The 18,805-nt window shown below is 63.5% G+C and carries 17 protein-coding genes; 8 read left to right on the top strand and 9 right to left on the bottom strand.

Going from position 1 to position 18,805, the window contains the following annotated elements:
* Positions 1 to 243: 243 nt before the first annotated feature.
* Entirely contained in the window at positions 244 to 570 is a 327-nt protein-coding gene (locus IF103_RS03020) for a DUF1820 family protein (RefSeq protein ID WP_016393488.1), read from the top strand.
* A 6-nt stretch (positions 571 to 576) separates the two neighbouring features.
* On the opposite strand, the gene IF103_RS03025 is transcribed toward IF103_RS03020, so the two are convergent.
* From IF103_RS03025 to IF103_RS03040, 4 genes are all read right to left on the bottom strand, one after another.
* Positions 577 to 1,122 (bottom strand): tetratricopeptide repeat protein, encoded by a 546-nt coding sequence (locus IF103_RS03025; protein ID WP_023378559.1) that lies wholly within the window; start codon positions 1,120 to 1,122, stop codon positions 577 to 579.
* A gap of 217 nt (positions 1,123 to 1,339) precedes the next feature.
* Positions 1,340 to 2,623, bottom strand: coding sequence for a glutamate-1-semialdehyde 2,1-aminomutase (hemL, locus tag IF103_RS03030; protein WP_023378560.1), 1,284 nt, complete (start codon positions 2,621 to 2,623; stop codon positions 1,340 to 1,342).
* Between the two features lie 17 nt (positions 2,624 to 2,640).
* Positions 2,641 to 3,264, bottom strand: a complete 624-nt coding sequence (gene thiE / locus IF103_RS03035) for a thiamine phosphate synthase (protein WP_023378561.1) — start codon at positions 3,262 to 3,264, stop codon at positions 2,641 to 2,643.
* Between the two features lie 14 nt (positions 3,265 to 3,278).
* Positions 3,279 to 4,076 (bottom strand): hydroxymethylpyrimidine/phosphomethylpyrimidine kinase, encoded by a 798-nt coding sequence (locus IF103_RS03040; protein WP_023378562.1) that lies wholly within the window; start codon positions 4,074 to 4,076, stop codon positions 3,279 to 3,281.
* Positions 4,077 to 4,341: 265 nt separating this feature from the next.
* Between IF103_RS03040 and IF103_RS03045 the strand changes: the two genes are divergently transcribed.
* From IF103_RS03045 to IF103_RS03060, 4 genes are all read left to right on the top strand, one after another.
* Complete coding sequence (locus IF103_RS03045; protein WP_202675852.1) at positions 4,342 to 6,333, top strand: sensor histidine kinase; 1,992 nt, start codon at positions 4,342 to 4,344, stop codon at positions 6,331 to 6,333.
* Positions 6,334 to 6,435: 102 nt separating this feature from the next.
* The gene (locus IF103_RS03050) at positions 6,436 to 8,088 is read left to right on the top strand and encodes an acyl-CoA dehydrogenase family protein (protein WP_023378564.1); all 1,653 of its coding nucleotides are present in this window, start codon (positions 6,436 to 6,438) and stop codon (positions 8,086 to 8,088) included.
* Between the two features lie 918 nt (positions 8,089 to 9,006).
* The gene (gene amn / locus IF103_RS03055; protein WP_023378565.1) at positions 9,007 to 10,470 is read left to right on the top strand and encodes an AMP nucleosidase; all 1,464 of its coding nucleotides are present in this window, start codon (positions 9,007 to 9,009) and stop codon (positions 10,468 to 10,470) included.
* A 6-nt stretch (positions 10,471 to 10,476) separates the two neighbouring features.
* A complete protein-coding gene (locus IF103_RS03060; protein ID WP_027907996.1) occupies positions 10,477 to 11,112 on the top strand; it encodes a pseudouridine synthase in 636 nt (211 codons plus the stop codon).
* Between the two features lie 72 nt (positions 11,113 to 11,184).
* On the opposite strand, the gene IF103_RS03065 is transcribed toward IF103_RS03060, so the two are convergent.
* Together IF103_RS03065 and IF103_RS03070 are read right to left on the bottom strand one after the other, a co-directional pair.
* The gene (locus IF103_RS03065; protein ID WP_023378567.1) at positions 11,185 to 11,388 is read right to left on the bottom strand and encodes a DUF2788 domain-containing protein; all 204 of its coding nucleotides are present in this window, start codon (positions 11,386 to 11,388) and stop codon (positions 11,185 to 11,187) included.
* A gap of 19 nt (positions 11,389 to 11,407) precedes the next feature.
* Positions 11,408 to 11,884 (bottom strand): Lrp/AsnC family transcriptional regulator, encoded by a 477-nt coding sequence (locus IF103_RS03070; RefSeq protein WP_016712159.1) that lies wholly within the window; start codon positions 11,882 to 11,884, stop codon positions 11,408 to 11,410.
* Positions 11,885 to 12,279: 395 nt separating this feature from the next.
* Here IF103_RS03070 and IF103_RS03075 point away from each other — a divergent pair, with 395 nt between their 5' ends.
* Positions 12,280 to 13,119 carry a DUF6515 family protein gene (locus tag IF103_RS03075; RefSeq protein WP_186598271.1) on the top strand — a complete coding sequence of 280 codons (840 nt, stop codon included), beginning with the start codon at positions 12,280 to 12,282 and terminating at the stop codon, positions 13,117 to 13,119.
* Positions 13,120 to 13,188: 69 nt separating this feature from the next.
* Here the strand turns inward: IF103_RS03075 and IF103_RS03080 are convergent, their stop codons facing one another.
* Both IF103_RS03080 and pmcY read right to left on the bottom strand, forming a co-directional pair.
* Positions 13,189 to 14,058: a cation diffusion facilitator family transporter gene (locus IF103_RS03080; protein ID WP_023378569.1), complete on the bottom strand. Its 870-nt coding sequence runs from the start codon at positions 14,056 to 14,058 to the stop codon at positions 13,189 to 13,191.
* 25 nt (positions 14,059 to 14,083) lie between these two features.
* Entirely contained in the window at positions 14,084 to 14,503 is a 420-nt protein-coding gene (gene pmcY, locus IF103_RS03085; protein WP_023378570.1) for a periplasmic Zn2+ metallochaperone PmcY, read from the bottom strand.
* A gap of 118 nt (positions 14,504 to 14,621) precedes the next feature.
* Between pmcY and hrpB the strand changes: the two genes are divergently transcribed.
* On the top strand, positions 14,622 to 17,150 hold the full coding sequence (hrpB, locus tag IF103_RS03090) for an ATP-dependent helicase HrpB (RefSeq protein ID WP_202675853.1): 2,529 nt from the start codon (positions 14,622 to 14,624) through the stop codon (positions 17,148 to 17,150).
* A 43-nt stretch (positions 17,151 to 17,193) separates the two neighbouring features.
* Here the strand turns inward: hrpB and IF103_RS03095 are convergent, their stop codons facing one another.
* On the bottom strand, positions 17,194 to 17,850 hold the full coding sequence (locus tag IF103_RS03095) for a YciC family protein (protein WP_023378572.1): 657 nt from the start codon (positions 17,848 to 17,850) through the stop codon (positions 17,194 to 17,196).
* Positions 17,851 to 18,005: 155 nt separating this feature from the next.
* Here IF103_RS03095 and IF103_RS03100 point away from each other — a divergent pair, with 155 nt between their 5' ends.
* Positions 18,006 to 18,749, top strand: a complete 744-nt coding sequence (locus IF103_RS03100) for a DUF2076 domain-containing protein (protein ID WP_027908000.1) — start codon at positions 18,006 to 18,008, stop codon at positions 18,747 to 18,749.
* Positions 18,750 to 18,805 lie beyond the last annotated feature (56 nt).

Here is an 18,805-nt window from a genome sequence, read left to right on the forward strand (position 1 = left end):
TTTTTTAGCCGCTCGACGGCAATGAATGTGATCTCAAGAATAACCCTTCGATGGCAGTGGCGAAAGCACTGAAACGATCAAGGGTTGGCACAAGCTATGTACTGCCCGTTCCGGCCTTGTCGCCGGCGAGCCGGCTCCGGCCGGAAGTGCGGGACTCGTGCTGGCTGGAACCGGCGGCACAGATCGATCTGCCTCTCTGCTATGATGCCCGCCTTTTCTTACGCATGTGTTATCTCCGCAAACATGAGCAAACGCGAACCCGCCATCTATAAAGTCATTTTCCTGAATCAGGGCCAGGTCTTCGAAATGTATGCCAAGCAGATCTACCAGAGCGATCTGTGGGGCTTTCTCGAAATCGAGGAGTTTGTCTTCGGCGAGCGCACCCAAGTGGTGGTCGACCCGAGCGAGGAGAAGCTCAAGAACCAGTTCGAAGGGGTGATCCGCAGCTTCGTGCCGATGCACTCGATCGTGCGTATCGACGAAGTGGAGCGTCTGGGAACGGCCAAGATCAGCGAAGCCAAGGGGGGTGGCAATGTAATGCCATTCCCGATGCCGATGCCGGAGAAGTAAGGCGTTTCAGGGAAGTGGCGAGAACGGCGTGCGCCCTTCGGCGTTCTGTAGTTCAAGCAGGTACTTGCGGAAGATCTGGCCGAGCACCTGGGTGGCATGCTCCAGCTCGTCACGGGGCATCTGCTCGGTCACTTCATCGGCCATGTCCAGTGCATCCTCGGCACCGTTGACCGCGGCCATCTTCAGCAGGATGTAGGCCTGCACGTTATTGGCCTTGACCCCTTCGCCATGGAAGAACATGGCGCCCAGGCGGTATTGGGCTTCGGCGTGACCTTGCAGCGAAGCTTTCTCGAACCAGTCCAGGGCCTTTTTCAGGTCCTTTGGCGTTTGCGTGTAGTAATACTCGCCCAGTTCGAACTGCGCTTGGGCGTCCCCGGTCGCCGCCGTCTGCTCACAGGCCTTCAAGGCATTGTGCAGGTCTTCTGGCTGAACGTTCAAAGTGCAGCGGCCCGTCGCTGGAATCAGCAACGAGTTACCGCCCTCCGCCAGGGCCAGCAGGGGCTGAAGAAGCAACAGGCAGCCCATGGTCAGGGCGCGGCCGGTGCGGTTCATGGGGATCGACTTACCTCTGCAAAGCTACGGCCAATGTCTCTGGTGGCACATTATGGGATAAGCAGCGCCAACCTTACAAAGTTTTACGCGAATTTCTGTTTGGTTGGGGAAGTCAGTGCGTGTTGCAGGCTCTTTTATTACCCGCCCCCACAGGTATTGCACAGGTTACCAGGCCTGTGAAGTACCTGCAGGAGCCGGCGGCCGGCGATCAGGGAGCTTACTTGAGCTTGGCGAAAGCGCGCTCGGCCGCATCCAGGGTGATCTGCAGCTCTTTCTCGCCGTGGGCGATCGAGGTGAAGCCGGCCTCGAACGCGCTTGGGGCCAGGTATACGCCACCTTCGAGCATCAGGTGGAAGAAGCGCTTGAAGCGCTCGGCGTCGCTGGCCATCACGTCGTCGAAGGTGACGATGTCGTCGGCGCCACTGAAGTACAGGCCGAACATGGCCCCCGCCTGGGTCGTGACGAACGGAATGCTGGCAGCATCGGCGCGCTGCTGCAGGCCATCGAGCATGCGGCTGGTGAAGGCGCTCAGTTCATCGTGGAAGCCCGGGCGGCTGATCAGTTTCAGGGTGGTCAGGCCGGCCGCCATGGCCAGTGGGTTACCCGACAGCGTGCCCGCCTGGTAGACAGGGCCCAGCGGGGCGATGCAGCCCATGATTTCGCGTTTGCCACCGAAGCAGCCGACGGGCATGCCGCCACCGACGATCTTGCCGAAGGTCGACAGGTCCGGCTTGATGCCGTAATGGCCCTGTGCGCCACCGAGGGAGACGCGGAAACCGGTCATCACTTCGTCGAAGATCAACACCACGCCGTGCTTGTCGCACTGCTCACGCAGGCCTTCGAGGAAGCCTGGAGCCGGTGGTACGCAGTTCATGTTGCCGGCCACCGGCTCGACGATGATGCAGGCGACGGTCTGACCGACTTCGGAAAGGGTCTTCTCCACCGCAGCGATATCGTTGAACGGCAGGGTCAGGGTGTGCTTGGCGAAGTCCGCCGGGACGCCGGCGGAGCTAGGCACGCCCTGAGTCAGCAAACCAGAGCCGGCCTTGACCAGCAGGCTGTCGGAGTGGCCATGGTAGCAGCCCTCGAACTTGATGATGGCGTCGCGGCCAGTGTAACCACGGGCCAGACGAATGGCGCTCATGGTCGCTTCGGTGCCCGAGCTGACCATGCGCACCATTTCCATGGACGGCACGATCGAGCAGACCAGGTCGGCCATTTCGGTTTCCATGGCGGTCGGTGCGCCATAGGACAGGCCGTGTTCGAGCTGCTTGCGTACCGATTCGAGTACGTCCGGGTGGCCGTGGCCGAGGATCATCGGGCCCCAGGAGCCGACATAGTCGACGTAGCGCTTGTCGTCCTCGTCAACCACGTAGGCGCCTTCGGCGTGCTTGAAGAACAGTGGCGTGCCGCCGACGCTCTTGAAGGCACGGACCGGCGAGTTGACGCCGCCGGGGATGTGCTTCTGGGCTTGGGCGAACAGGGATTCGGAACGGGACATGGAGTTATCTCTCGAAATCAGGAAGCGAACAGGGCGTTGAAGGCGCGGGCGCGGCGGGTAACTTCCTGCGCGCTGTCGGCACCGAACAAGCCATGGATCACCGCCAGCAGGTCTGCACCATGGGCGACCAGCGGGGCGGCGTTGTCGAGGGTGATTCCGCCGATCACGGCGATCGGCAGCTTGACCTGGGCACGGGCCTGTTCCAGCAGCTCTACGCTGGCGGCCGGCGCACCGGGCTTGGTCACCGAGTTGAAGAAGCGCCCGAAGGCCACATAGCTGGCGCCTTCGTTGGCCGCTTGTCTGGCCAGGTCGAGCTGGGCGTGGCAGGTCGAGCCGATGATGGCATGGCGGCCCAGCAGGGCGCGGGCGGGTGTCAGTGGGCCATCGGTTTGGCCCAGGTGCACGCCGACGCCCAGGCGCGCGGCCAGTTCGGCATCGTCGTTGATGATCAGCTGGGTGCCGTAGCGCTCGCAGAGCTGCTTCAGCGCCTCTGCTTCGCGCAGGCGGCGGGCGGCATCGTCGCTTTTGTCACGGTATTGCAGCAGGCACACGCCGCCTTCAAGGGCTGCCTCGACGTGGGACAGGAAACGGCCGGCGAGCAGCTGGCTGTCGGTGATCGCGTACAGACCGCGTAGCTTCATCGGAAAGCCTCGTATCAGGAACAGAAGTCCAAGGGCAGACGGCGCGGGACGAACTGGCCTTTGCCCAGTTGTTCGGCATCGCGCAGGGTTCGCCAGGTGTAGTCCAGGGCACTGCGTACGGCGCTCTGGAGCTGCTCGCCAAGTGCCAGGCGACCGGCTAGGGCACTGGCCAGCGTGCAGCCCGAACCATGGTAGCTGCCGGGCAGACGTTGGCAGGTCCAGGTGTGGCTCTGGCCGTCGCGGCTGTACAGGCGGTTATGGATTTCGTCTTCGTCACCGTGGCCACCGGTGATCAGCAGGTGTTTACAGAACGGCAACAGTTTTTCGGCACACTCGTCGGCGCTGCCGTCGGGCAGTTCGGCCAGAATGCGTGCTTCGGGTAGGTTTGGCGTGGCGATGGTGGCACGCGGCAGCAGGCGTTCGCGCAGGGCATAGCCGACCTCGTCCTTGCCCAGGCGGCCGCCGCCACCCGCGCGCAGCACGGGGTCGCAGACCAGCGGGAGGTGAGGGTGGGCGCTGAGCAGTTCGGCAACGGTGTCGACCATTTCGATCGACCCGAGCATGCCAAGCTTGACCGCAGCGACATCGGAGTCGGCCAGCACGGCGTTGGCCTGTGCCAGTACCCATTCGCGGTCGAGCACGCGGAAATCGGTAACGTTGACGGTATCCTGGACGGTCAGGGCTGTTACCGCGGGCGCGGCGTGACAGCCTTGGGCGATCAGGGCTTCGATATCTGCCTGCAGGCCGGCACCGCCACTGGGGTCGTGGCCGGAGAGACAGAGGACAACGGGGCGGGAGCTGTAGGTATTCATGGTCGGCGAGCTTACCACCAATCCCATTTGCGCGGATCGTCCTACAAGCGCTATTTGTTGATCAATCGGTCAAATTATTGGTTTCGGATGTCTGCAAGCCATTGATCTAGAGCGGTTTCTTTAAAATATGAAGTGGCCCAATGCCTTCGTTGAAGGCTATGCTAGAGTGCTCGGATAATTCGACTAACGGGTACTGCCGGGGTACGTCGTCTCAAAGGGATGGGGGGCAACCACGACGCGACCGGACAGGCCATGCTGGGGCTGTATGCGCTATTTGCTGATTGTGCTTCTGGGCTGGCTGCCCGTGCTGGCCGGTGCGGTCGAAATAACCGACGCGACCCGGCATCTCCCGCTTGGCAGGGTCATGCAGGTCTACGAGGACCGCGACGGCAGCGCCAGTATCGCTCAGGTCAGCGCACCTGCGTTCGCCAGCCGTTTCCGCCAGCATGGTCAGGACGTGCTCAATGCTGGTTACTCGACGTCGGTGTTCTGGCTCAAGTTCGACCTGCGTTACGCCGCTGCCCCGGGTGCGGCGCCGCGTCAGTGGCTTCTTGAACTGGCCTACCCGCCATTGGACCATCTCGAACTGTATCTGCCTGACGCCAGCGGAGCCTACCGCCTGGCCCAGCGTACCGGCGACGCGCTGCCTTACCACAGCCGGCAGATACGGCAGAACAACTACCTCTTCGAACTGCCCTTGCGCCCGGGCCAGGCGGTCACGGCCTATCTGCGCCTGCACAGCCAGGGCTCGGTCCAGGCCCCCTTGGCGCTGTGGTCGGCCGAAGCCTACATCGAAGAGCAACCTGCGCGTTTGTACGTGCTAGGGATCATCTACGGCGTTTTGCTGGTGATGCTGGTGTACAACCTGTTCATCTACCTGAGCGTTCGCGACGTCAGCTACCTCTATTACATTGCCTATATTGCGTCGTTCGGCTTGTATCAGGTATCGGTCAATGGCGCGGGCGTAGCCTACTTCTGGCCCGACAGCCCCTGGTGGGCGAATGCGGCGACGCCGATGTTCATTGGCGCTGCCGGCTTGTTCGGGTGCCAGTTCGCCCGGCATTTCCTGCAGTTGAGCAGTATTGCCCGTGGTTTCGACCGGCTGTTGCAACTGTTGATGCTGGGCGGTGCGCTGGTCATGGTGCTGGCAGTGAGCATGCCCTATGGCGTCGCCTTGCGCATGGCCACCTTGCTGGCGCTGGCGTTCACCGTGAGCATTTTCGCGGCGGGGCTTTATGCCTGGTGGCATGGCCTGCGGGTGGCGCGCTGGTTCATCATCGCCTGGTCGGCGTTCCTGCTCGGCGGCCTGGCCAACACCCTGATGGTGCTGGGCTATCTGCCGAATGTGTTCCTCACCATGTACGCCAGCCAGCTCGGCTCGGCGCTCGAGGTGGCGCTGCTGTCCTTGGCCCTGGCCGACCGGATCAACAGCCTGCGCGAGCAGCAGGCCAGCACGTTACGCGACACGGGGCGGACGTTGGAGCAATTGAACCAGCAACTGGCACGCAGTAACCGCCTGAAGGACGAGTTCCTGGCCACTGTGACCCACGAACTGCGCACGCCGATGAATGGTGTGATCGGTTCGCTTGAGTTGATGCACACGCTACCCATGGACGCGGAGATGGCTCAGTACCACCGGACGGCGGTGGGCTCGTCGCAGGACATGATGGACATGGTCGACGACATTCTCACCCTGACCGAACTCCAGGCCGGCCGCCTGCGTGTGCAAGGCACGCCGTTCAGCCTGCGGCGTCTGGTCCAGGACCTGCGGGCGGGCTACGCCGGGCGTGCGCTGGGCAAGGGTTTGTACCTGAGCCTGGACATTCCTGCAGAATTGCCTGACGCGCTGGTTGGGGACGCGCAGAAGCTGGCCCGCTGCCTGGGTTGCCTGGTGGATAACGGCCTCAAGTTCACCCATCAGGGGGGTGTCATGATTCAAGCCCGAGGCCGGCGTCTTGGCCCGGACAGCCTGTCGCTGACCTTCACGGTCAGCGACAGTGGCATCGGCTTCGATGACCTGGACCAGGCGATTCTCTACCAACGCTTCTTCCAGGTGGATGGCTCGATGACCCGACGTTATGGCGGCCTGGGTATCGGCTTGTCGATCTGCCGACAGTTGGGCGAGTTGCTCGGGGCCACGTTGTCCCATGAGTCGACGCGGGGGTTGGGTAGCCGATTCGAACTGACGCTGGAGGTGGCCATCGAGCAGGTGCAGATGCCTCCCGGGCGGACGGCCTCCGGGGCAACGCGGTTCTAGGTCATTCCGTCGCCGTCTGTTTAGTCATATTTGTCACTATGACTGCCTGGCAGGGAGTGCTTCACTGGGGTTTCAGGCTTGCCCGGATCCAGGAGCTCGACGATGAACCTGCACCAGTACGCTGAAACCCACGAAGTGACGAACCAGCCGCCCTCCCTGGATGGCGCCAACCTGTACCGTCTGGACCAGCCGCTACAGGAGTGGTCGCAGCGTTGCGGCGCGGGCTGGGCGGAGTCGCGGATCGACGCCTATGGCGCCCTGGCCGGCGGACCGCTGATGGCGGCTGGCTTTCTGGCCAATGCGCACAAGCCGGAGTTCAGCAGTCACGACCGTTATGGCCATCGGATCGACCTGGTGGAATTCCACCCCGCGTATCACGAGCTGATGCGCACGGCTGTCGAGCACGGGTTGCCTTCACTGCCCTGGGCCGAACCACGCCCGGGCGCCCACGTGGCCAGAGCGTGCATGACCTACCTGCACAGCCAGGCCGAAGCCGGCACGGGCTGCCCGCTGACCATGACCTTCGCCGCGGTGCCGGCTTTGCGCGTGCAGCCGGAGCTGGCCGAGTACTGGTTACCGAAGATCCTGGCGCGGGAGTACGACCCCCGAAACGTCGGTGACCGGCACAAGGCCGGGGTTACCCTTGGCATGGCCATGACGGAAAAACAGGGCGGCACCGACGTGCGTGCCAACACCACCCGGGCCTACCCGGTTGGCGCTTCCGGGCCCGGCCAGGCGTACGAGTTGGTCGGGCACAAATGGTTCTGTTCCGCGCCCATGTGCGATGCCTTCCTGACGCTGGCCCAGACGGAAAAGGGCCTGAGCTGTTTCCTGTTGCCCCGGCATCGGCCTGACGACAGTCGTAACCAGTTCTATATCCAGCGGCTGAAGAACAAGTTGGGCAACAGCTCGAATGCTTCGAGCGAAGTGGAGTTTCGTGGTGCCTTGGCGTGGATGATCGGTGAGGAGGGGCGGGGCGTGCCGACCATCATCGAGATGGTGGCCATGACCCGTTTCGACTGCATGGTGGGTTCCAGTGCCTTGATGCGGCAGGCGTTGACCCAGGCGGCCCATCATTGCGCGTATCGCAAGGTGGGTGGCCGGGTATTGAGCGAGCAGCCGTTGATGCAGAACGTGCTGGCTGACCTGGCCCTGGAAAGCGAGGCGGCGCTGGCCTTGAGCTTGCGCATGGGGCAGGCGCTCGATCAGTTGGACGATCCTCAGCAAGCGCACTTCGCGCGGTTGGTGACGGCGGTGGGCAAGTATTGGATCTGCAAGCGGGCGCCGGGGATGATCAACGAAGCGGCGGAGTGCCTTGGGGGCGCGGGTTATGTCGAGGAGAGCATCTTGCCCCGGCTGTACCGAGAGGCGCCGGTCAACTCGACTTGGGAGGGTTCTGGGAACGTGCAGTGTCTGGATGTGCTGCGGGCGTTGTCCAAGGAGCCGGGAGTGTTGGACGCTTTGTTCGCCGAGTTGGGCGATGGCCATGGTGACCCGCGGCTTGCAGCGCATATTGGCAATCTCAAGGGGGCTTTTGCCGACACCGGAGACATTCAATACCGCGCCCGGCAGTTGACCGAAGATATTGCGCTGGCGCTGCAGGCCAAATTGTTGCTGGAGGCAGGTAATACAGCGGTGAGTGATGCATTCATTGGCAGCCGGTTGTGCACGGGTGGCCGGGTGTATGGGGCGTTGCCCAGGGGTATTGATGTAGGAGCGCTCGTGGCGAGAGCTACGCCTGTTTGGTCAAATTGAGAAGCGCCTCATTTTGAGTTCTTGCTCTTGCTCTTGCTCTTGCTCTTGCTTTTGCTCTGCTTTTGCTTCTAATGCGCGATAGTCCAGACGCCACGAATTGCGACGTCAGGAGGCCGAGCGTAGGGCTTGCGGAGGGAGGTGACGGGCATGGATGCCCGTCAAGCGCTGCGGCCCAGGATGGGCCGTTCAGCGCGGTCCTCCCGGGAGCAAGACCGTAGCGAGGGGACCCCGAAGCGCAGCGTAGGGGCCGGATGATAGGAGCCAACGGTTTTGGTTACTTTGGCCACGACCAAAGTAACCCGCCGGAAGGGCGGAAAGGTGAATAGGCGCCTCCATGGCAAATGGATATTCACGCTATTTGAATGCCAGTACCAAGTATTCGCTTTGAGGTTTGAGGTTTGAAGTTTGAAGTTTGAAGTTTGAAGTTTGAAGTTTGAAGTTTGGTATTTAGATTTATGAGCATATCCATTTGCCAAGGCGACGCTCAATCACCTTTCCGCTCTTACAGCGGGTCACTTTTTGGCAGACGCCCCAAAAAGTAACCAAAAAAGTCTGGCTCCTATCATCCGGCCCCTACGCTGCGCTCCGGGGTTCCCTCACTCCGGCCTTGCTCCGGGAGGACCGCGCTGAACGGCCCATCCTGGGCCGCAGCGCTTGACGGGCATCCATGCCCGTCACCTCCCTGCGCAAGGCCTGCGTTCGGCCTCCTGACGTCGCAATTCGTGGTGTCTGGACTATCGCGCACGAAAAGCCAGAGCAACAGCCAGAGCACAAGCCACAGCACAGCCAGAGCACAAGCCACAGCGACAGCCAGAGCGACAGCCAAGCCAGAGCGAGATACTCCTGATCAATGGGGATGTAATTACCCGCGAAGGTAGGCAAGATGACTCCCATGCATGTCCAGACAGGAAGCCCAGTGTGAGCCAAGCTTTTGTAGTCGTTGATACCCCCGAACAGGCCGTCGATCGTCTGGCGGCCTTGCATGAACAGGCCACCGGGGCCCTCAGCCAGGCCCTGAAGCTTTACCTGAAGGACCGTACCCAGCCCAATGACGACGAGCGGGCCTTGTTCCGCTACCCGGCCCTGCGCCTGACCTACTACAGCCATGGCGAAGTCGCCGCCACGACCCGGGCCTACGCCAAAGTCCAGGTAGCCGGCACCTACAGCGTTACCGTCACCCAACCCGCCGCGTTCAGAAGCTACCTCCTGGAACAGCTGCGCCCGCTGATGAGCGACTACACCGTAACGGTGGAAGTCGGTGTCAGCGAACAGAACATCCCATACCCCTACGTGGTCGACCAAGGCGACGAACTCGCCGGCAGCGGCATCACCGCCGCAGAACTCGCGCGGGTATTCCCCAGCACCGACCTGTCAGCCGCCACCGACAACATCGCTGACGGCCTGTGCGACTGGGGCAGCGCCGAAACCCTGCCGCTGGCGCTGTTCGACGCCGCCCGCGTCGACTTCTCGCTGCGCCGCCTGGTGCACTACACCGGCAGTGACTGGCGCCACATGCAGCCGTGGATCCTGCTGACCAACTACCACCGCTATGTCGACCAGTTCATCAGCCACGGCCTGGAGCAATTGCGCGAGGACCCACGCTTCGTACGCATGGTGTTGCCAGGCAATGTAGTGATCGAGAAGGGCATGGACCACGGTGAGGCCCAAGCGCTGGTCGCCAGCGTCGTCTGGCACCGTTACCAGATGCCGGCCTACCACCTCATCGCTGGCGATGGTGATGGCATCACCCTGGTCAACATCGGTGTCGGCCCGTCCAACGCCAAGAACATCACCGACCACCTGGCGGTGCTGCGCCCGCACTGCTGGCTGATGATCGGCCACTGTGGCGGCCTGCGACAGTCGCAGACCATCGGCGATTACGTGCTGGCCCACGCCTACATGCGCCGCGACGGTATCCTCGACCGGGTCGTGCCGCCGAACATTCCGATTCCGGCCCTGGCGGAAGTGCAACTGGCACTGCAGGAAGCCGCGGCGCAGGTGACCGGCGAGCGTGGCGAGGCCTTGAAGAAGCGCCTGCGCACCGGCACCGTGCTGACCTACGACGACCGCAACTGGGAGCTGCGTTGGGCCCAGGAGCGTCCGCTGATCAACCTGTCCCGCGCCGTGGCGGTGGACATGGAAAGCGGCACCATCGCCGCCCAGGGCTACCGCCTGCGTGTGCCGTACGGCACCTTGCTGTGTGTTTCGGATAAGCCGCTGCACAGCGAGATCAAATTGCCTGGCTCGGCCAATGCCTTCTACAACCGCGCCGTCAGTCAGCACCTCAAAATCGGCATCGCTGCCCTCGATCTGTTGCGTACCGAGCTCAATTCGTTGCACTCGCGTAAACTGCGCAGCTTCGATGAGCCGCCGTTCCGCTGAGGATCCATGCCCCTGCCACCCCGTTCCAAGCCGCGCCGTCCCTCGGCGCGGCCTGCCGGTCCACGTCGCCAACCCAAGGCGCCGCCGGCCGAGCCCCGCCTGATCCTGTTCAACAAGCCGTTCGACGTGCTGACCCAGTTCAGTGACGGCGAAGGGCGTGCCACCCTCAAGGACTACATCGACATCCCGGGCGTCTATCCAGCCGGGCGGCTGGATCGTGACAGCGAAGGCCTGCTGCTGCTGACCAACGACGGTGGACTGCAAGCGCGCATCGCCGATCCGAAGCACAAGTTGGCCAAAACCTATTGGGTGCAGGTCGAAGGCGAGCCGAGCGACGAGCAATTGCAGCGGCTGCGCGACGGCGTGGAACTCAACGACGGGCCCACCTTGCCAGCACAAGCGCGGCGCCTGGATGAGCCTGATCTGTGGCCGCGCAATCCGCCGGTGCGGTTTCGCAAGAGCGTGCCGACCAGTTGGCTGGAGCTGGTGATTCGCGAGGGGCGCAACCGCCAGGTGCGGCGGATGACGGCAGCGGTAGGGCTGCCTACCTTGCGTCTGGTGCGGGTACGTATTGGTGACTGGACCCTGGATGGCCTGGACCAGGGCTGCTGGCGCGAGGTGGCGCCAAAGCTCGTGCGCTAACCCAGCGCCGTCGGCAGGGGCAACACCGCCCCTGCAGGAGCTGGCTTGCCGGCGCTGAGCTCCGCCAAACCGCTAAACCCCCTCCAGAAACCCCACCACCACGCTCTTGATGATGAAGGCCAGTACACCCAGGCCCAACACGAAGAACAGAATCAGCGTACCAAAACGCCCCGCCTTGGATTTCTTGGCCAGGTCCCAGACGATGAAGCCCATGAAACCGATCAGCACGGTCACCAGGACGATCATCATCCACTCTTCAAATACAGCCGGATCCATCTGTTTTCTCCTGTTGCGATCAGCGCAGGTGGGTCAGCGGCATTTCGGTGCTGGCCAGCACCTGGTTGAGCACGAAGCTCGAACGCACGCTGGTGACGCCTTCGATACGGGTCAGGCTGCCTAGGAGCAACTTCTGGTAATGGTCCATGTCGGGCACCACGACCTTCAGTTGATAGTCAGCGTCCATTCCCGTGACCAGGCTGCATTCCAGCACCTGGGGCAGGTTGCGGATGGCGGCTTCGAAGGTTTCGAAACGCTCCGGGGTGTGACGGTCCATGCCGATCAATACATAGGCAGTCAGGCTCAGGCCGAGTTTCTTGCGGTCGAGCAGGGCGACCTGGCGCGAGATATAGCCGTCGTCTTCCAGTTGCTTGACCCGACGCGAGCATGGGGAGGGCGAAAGACCGATACGTTCTGCCAGCTCCTGGTTGGAGATGCGTGCGTCACGCTGCAATTCGGCGAGGATGCTCAGGTCGTAGCGGTCAAGCTTGCTCATGGGAAAGGCCTTTTCTGTTCAGATTGCGATGAATTATCAATCCAGGGTGAAAAATTGCGCAAGTGCTATTTATCCGAGCAATCTTCGCAATCATCTGCTGCACCGTCTCCCGTATCGTTACTCACAGAATCACTGCCCGGACATGAGTCCACGGCGACGCGCCCTAGGCGGGCGGTCGCGGCCAGCCATCCAACAGGATCCGCCAGGCCCCCGGGCTACACACCGTCCAGAAGACGATGTGAGGTGAGCCGGTGCCACAAGCACCGAGCACGGACGACAATTCCCAAAGGGAGGCCCAGCGGCCTCCCTTTTTTCATGCCTGCGTTTTTCATCTGCCCTTGCCATGGGCGCGGTAGACTGGCGGCCAGTGCAGTGCATTCACCGAGAGGAACAACATGAAGTCGCGCATCTGGCAGTTGGCAGGTGTTGGTGTGTTGGGGCTGGGCATCAGCTTGGGCGCTTTGGCCCAAGGGCCGGGCGAGGGCTATGGCGGTCAGGGCGACACCCCCCAGCAAGGCGCCAATGGTGGCGCCCCAGGCCGTGCGCTCAACTCGCGCGACGAAGTGCGTCAAACTCAACCAGCGCGACAGGGTTACTACCAGGACATCCCGCGTCGCAATGGCGAGGTGCGTTCGTGGGAGGCGGGTGGCCCAGGTCAGCGGCCTGGGGGCGACTGGCATGGGCGTCCGGACGGGCATGGCAATGGCTGGGGGCCTGGGCCGCAGTACCGCCCTGGGCATACGGTAGACCGCTTCCCCGACCGTTACTGGAAGGTGCCCTACCGTGGGCAGGATTACTTCTACTCTGGCGGTTACTGGTATCGCCCTCATGGGGGCCGCTATATCGTGGTGACCCCGCCGTATGGTGTGCGGGTCGATTACCTGCCGCCTTACGCCCGCGAAGTATGGCTGGGCGGGGCGTTGTTCTTCCTGGTGGCCGATACCTATTACCAGTACCTGGCCGACAGCCGCGAATATGCAGTGGTCAACCCGCCTGTGGCCAGGCCTGCACCGGTAGTGCCCGCCGCCAACGGTTATGACGTGGTGGCCTACCCGATGTATGGCCAGGGGCAGGAGCAGCAGGATCAGGATCGCTACCAGTGCCACCGCTGGGCCGTAAGCCAGTCGGGGTTCGACCCCGCGAACGCCAGCTATGCGCCCGCCGCCAACGTGGCGGACACCTACCGACGTGCGCTGGGCGCTTGTCTGAGTGGGCGGGGATACAGCATCAACTGAGGCTGTGTGTCGCCTGGATAGACCCTATCGCCGGCCAGCCGGCTGCCGCACCCGTTGGCGATAGGGGGCTCAGACAGGGTCCGCATGCACCATCACATCCGCCTTCGGATACCGCTGGCGGATCGCCGCAGATGCTGCCACGCACAATGCATGTGCCTCGTGCAGCGGCAGTTCCCCGGGCAGCTCCAGATGCAGTTGCACGAACCATTGGTTGCCTGACATACGCGTGCGCAGGTCATGCACGCCTTTTACCCCAGGCACCGCCAGCACTTGTTCGGCCATGCCTTCGGCGACATCCGCAGGCAGCTCCTGGTCCATGAGGATCGCCGTGCTCTCCCGGGCAATCTGCAGCGCGCTCCAAAGGATGTATACCGCGATGCCGAGGCCGAACAGCGCATCCACTTGTGGCCAGCCGAAGCGGGCCAGCACCAGGGCCAGCAGGATGCTGCCATTGAGCAGCAGGTCAGAGCGGTAGTGCAGCGAATCGGCGCGTACGGCCGTGGAGCCGGTCAGGCGGATGACCTTGTGCTGCAAGGCCAGCAACGCCACGGTCAGTACCAGCGACAGCAACATCACGGCGATGCCGATGCTGGTGTCGCCCAGAGGCTGCGGTGTCTGCAGGCGCTCGACCGCTTGCACCGCGATCAGCACCGCGCTGCCACCGATGAACAATGCCTGGGCCATGCCGGCCAGGGCTTCGGCCTTGCCATGGCCGAAACGGTGGTCGTCATCGGCCGGGCGCAAGGCGTAGTGCACGGCCAGCAGGTTGAGGAACGAGGCGACGGCGTCCAGCGCCGAGTCGGTCAAGCCCGCCAGCAGGCTCACCGAGCCGCTGAGCCACCAGGCGACCGCCTTGCTCAGGACCAGGATGCTGGCCACGGCCAATGAGGCGCGGGTAGCCAGGCGCAGCAGGCGTTGGTGTTCAGCCGGGGTGATCATGCCGGAGGCGATGTCCTTGTGTGGTTCAGGCGGCCGGGACCAGGCCGTAAGCGGCCAGTTGCTCGACGCTGCCACGGTGCTGGATCAAGCGCGGGTCGTTCAGCGGCAAGCGCTGGCCCAGCTCGCTTTCGAGAATGGCCTGCAGCTTGAGGTTGTCGACCTTGCCGTCGGGCGTGACGGCTTGGCGCAGTTTCTCCGGCGCGACCTGGGCCGTGGTGCCGCCGGGGTAATAGATGGCACCGGTGGCGAAGTCCACGCCGAAGGCGATCAGGCCAGGAATGACATAGAACAGGATACCGATGGCATCGAGCGCGGCGACCACAGGGTCGATCTTGCCTTCGATCTGGCCGCGACGGTCAGGGTAGAACAGCGTGCCACAGGCCGTCAGCTGGGTCAGCAGGGTGGCGATGAGTACGCTGCCAATGACGCGGGAAGGGATACGCATGTGAATCTCCGAAAAAGGTGTACTGCAAGGCTAGGCGTTACGCCAGCACCTGATGCTAAGACCATGATAGAGCAGGCTCGGTTCGCCGTTATACTCGGACGATTGTTCGAGGACCACCATGATTTCATTACCAATCGATGCTGTCTTGCCCGCCCTGCGCCGGGCGCTGGAAAACCGTGACGAAGCGGTGCTCGAAGCGCCTCCCGGTGCGGGCAAGACCACCCGGGTACCCTTGGCGTTGCTGGACGAACCTTGGCTGGCCGGCCAGACCATCCTCATGCTCGAACCCCGTCGCCTGGCCGCCCGTGCGGCGGCCGAGCGCCTGGCCAGCGAGCTGGGCGAGAAGGTCGGGGAAACCGTGGGCTACCGCATCCGGCTGGACAGCAAGGTGGGCCCCCATACCCGCATCGAAGTGGTCACCGAAGGTATCCTCACGCGGCGCCTGCAGGCTGACCCGGCGCTGGACGGGGTGGGCTTGCTGATTTTCGACGAGTTCCACGAACGCAGCCTGGACGCCGACCTGGCCCTGGCGCTGAGCCTCAACGGCCGCGAACTGCTGCGCGACGAGCCGCCGCTGAAGATCCTGCTGATGTCCGCGACCTTGGAAGGCGAACGCTTGTCGCGGCTGCTGGACGATGCGCCGGTGGTCAGCAGCGAGGGTCGCATGCACCCTGTGGATATCCATTGGGGGCGCCCGTTCCAACCCGGTGAATTCATCGAGCCACGGGTTGTGGACAGTGTGCTCCAGGCCTTGGCGGACCAGACCGGCAGCCTGTTGGTGTTCCTGCCCGGTCAGGCCGAGATTCGACGTGTTAACCAGAGCCTTCGCGATGCCCTCGGCGAACGTCCCGAGATCCTGCTGTGCCCATTGCACGGCGAACTCGACCTCAACGCCCAGCGTGCGGCCATCGACCCTGCGCCCAAAGGCCAGCGCAAGGTGGTGCTGGCCACCAATATCGCTGAAACCAGTCTGACCATCGACGGTGTGCGCGTGGTCATCGACGCCGGCCTGGCACGCGTCCCGCGTTTCGACCCAGGCAGTGGCATGACGCGCCTGGACACGCAGCGCATCTCGCGGGCCAGTGCCACCCAACGTGCCGGGCGGGCTGGACGTCTGGAGCCGGGGGTGTGTTACCGACTGTGGTCCGAAGCCCAGCACGACCAGCTGGCGGCCCACGGCAGTGCCGAAATTCTTCAGGCCGACCTGGCAGGCCTGGCCCTGCAACTGGCGCGATGGGGGGTTGAACCAGGGCAACTGCGCTGGCTCGACCAGCCGCCGACTGCTGCGTTCGCTCAGGCCCGGGACCTGCTGGCACGGCTGGGCGCGTTCAAGCCGGGCAGCCGCGATCATCTCAGCGAGCACGGCCAGGCCATGGCCGAGCTGCCTGCCCACCCGCGCATTGCGCACCTGCTGTTGCGCGGGCAGAGCCTGGGGTTGGCCGACATGGCCTGCGATGTCGCCGCCTTGCTGGGCGAGCGCGATATCCAGCGCGGAGCTGGCGCCGACTTGCACAGCCGACTGGCGCTGGTCAGCGGCGAGGCCAAGGCCGGTCGTGACAGCCAAGGGGGCGTGCAGCGTGCGCGCCAGCTGGCCCGTCAGTACCGGGGGCTGTTGCGCGGCAAGGCCGCAGCGGCGGTTACCGACCCTGATCATCCTCGTTGGCTCGGTGCGCTGTTGGCGCTGGCCTATCCCGATCGGGTCGCTCAGCAGCGCCGCGAGGGCGGTGCCGAGTATCGCCTGGCCAATGGCCGCGCAGCGCTGTTCGCCGAGGTCGATGCTCTGATGAAGTGTCCATGGCTGGTGATCGCCGACCTGGGCAGCCGTCAGGGGCAGCGGGAAGAGCGCATCTACCTGGCGGCCGAGTTCGACCCGGCGCTGTTGGACGGCGTGCTGGCCGAGCAGGTCGATGTCCTCGATATCCTTGACTGGGACGAGCGGGAGAACGTTTTGCGTGCCGAGCGTCAGCGTAAAGTGGGCGAACTGGTACTCAGTCGCGAACCCTTGCCTGGTTTGGATGAAGAGGCGCGAACCAAGGCCCTGCTCGGTTTGGTGCGACGCAAAGGCCTCAACCTGCTGACCTGGACGCCGGAACTGCGCCAGTGGCAGGCGCGTATTGCGTTGTTGCGCCAGCTCGATCTCGCGCAGGACGGCCAAAGCGAATGGCCTGATCTGAGCGACGAGGCATTGTTGGCGAGCCTCGATGTCTGGCTGCAGCCGTACCTGGGCAACGTGTCGCGGCTGAGCCATTTTGCCGCGCTGGATGTGTCCTCGATCCTGCGCAACCTGCTGCCCTGGCCGTTGCCGCAACGTCTGGATGAGCTGGCGCCGCAATCGCTGACAGTGCCTTCGGGTTCGAACATCAGGCTCGATTACTGCGAGTACCCGCCGATTCTCGCCGTGCGCCTGCAAGAGCTTTTTGGCTTGGCGGATACGCCACGTCTTGCGCAAGGACGCCTGCAGGTGAAGCTGCACTTGCTGTCACCCGCGCGCCGACCGGTGCAGGTCACTCAGGATCTGGCCAACTTCTGGCGCACGACCTATGCCGAAGTGAAGAAAGACTTGAAAGGACGTTACCCGAAGCACTACTGGCCGGATGACCCGCTGGTGGCCGAGGCCACGGCGCGGGCCAAACCACGCGGCACGTGACAGCGCCGGCACCGTTGCTGAAATGGGCGGTGCCGGTCAGGTATCACGCGCCAGCTTCGCCTTCGAGCAGCATGAACAGGCGGTAGAGCACCACGGTGCTGAACAGTTGCAAGAACCCGCTGAGGCTGTCCATGGCCAGCTTGGCGGCCGGCGAAGGCTCTGCAATGGCCATCAGCAGCGTGCCATCGATCAGCCAGATCGGCGCCAGCACGCCCACCACGCAGATCATGATGCGCATGAAATGGCCGGTGGTCATCCGCGCGCTTTCGCGCATCGCTTGCACCACTGGCAGGCCGCGCAGAACCAGCAGGTACTCGGCGAACACCAGGTTGATCATGATCCACACGCCCGGGAAGATGAACAGCGCCAGGCCCGCCATGATCAGCAGCGAGCTGATCAGGATCAGCAGCGCCAGTTGCGGCCACAGCTGCACGGCGCGGGCGAACAGGTTGCGCTTGGGGATGTCCTGGCCGTTGCTGCGGGTGTCCAGGTAGAGGATCAGCGCCGCGCTGTAGAGCGGGTAGAACAGAAGACTGACCAGCATGCCGTAGGCCGGTGAGGCCTGCTCGCCCATTTGCCGGTACAGCAGTTGAGTCAGCAGGGCTTCGAGCACCACCAGTGGCAGGCACAGCGCAATGATGCTCTGCAAGTGGCGGCGGAAGAAGTACAGGGAGTCGCGCAGAACGCTCAGCGGATTCATCAGTCAACATCGCATGGCTGTAGAAGCAGGGGCCTTACTTTAGCCCAGAGCGGCCAGTTGCTAAAAAATGTTTCACCGTCTCGATGATTGAATCCTCTGGTTACGCGCCCCATCTTTGACACATCCGATGTCCTGCTCCCCCATGAGGTAGCTCCATGAACACTGAAGAACAAACCCTGATCGACGGCCTGTTCGGTCGCATCAAGCAAGCCGAGGACCCGAGCCAGCCTCGCGATGCCCAGGCCCAGGCGCGCATCGAGGACCACCTGCGACAGCAACCGGCCGCGCCTTACTACATGGCCCAGGCCATTCTGGTCCAGGAGGCTGCGATCAAGCGCCTGGACGAGCAGAACAAACAGCTCGAAGCCGAACTCAAGCAAGCCCGTGCCCAGCTTGAGGCAACCCGCAGCAGCAACAGCAGCAGCGGTGGTTTCCTGTCCAGCATCTTCGGCGCAGGCACACGCAACCCAGAGCCGGTTCAGCAACCTCAACGCCCAGCAGCGCCTGCTTCCGGTGGAGGCGGCTGGCGCGAGCCGTCCGCACCTGGGTTCTCCCAGCCCCCTGTGCAGCAGCCAGGTTTCGGTGCAGCCCCGGCCCGCAGTGGTGCCAGCAGCTTCCTCGGCGGTGCCATGCAGACCGCGGCCGGTGTGGCGGGCGGCGTCTTGCTGGCGCAGGGTATCAGCAGCCTGTTCAACCATCACTCGCAGCCGGATGAGGTGGTCGAGGTGATCAAGGAAGAACCGGCCCCGGCCAGCGACAACGGTGGTTGGAACGACGCTTCCGAGCCTCGGCAGGTCGCCGACAACGGTGGCTGGGGCGCTGATCAGGGGGGGTATGCGGATACCGACTATGGCAGCGATGACGGCGGGTTCTTCTCCGACGACGACACCTTCGTCTGACCGGTCTGGCATACTGGCGGCATTTCAGGGGTGCGTTGCGCCCCTTCCTGCCGAGA

This window comes from Pseudomonas sp. SK2 (assembly GCF_016772395.1).
In the GTDB taxonomy this organism is placed as follows: domain Bacteria; phylum Pseudomonadota; class Gammaproteobacteria; order Pseudomonadales; family Pseudomonadaceae; genus Aquipseudomonas; species Aquipseudomonas taiwanensis.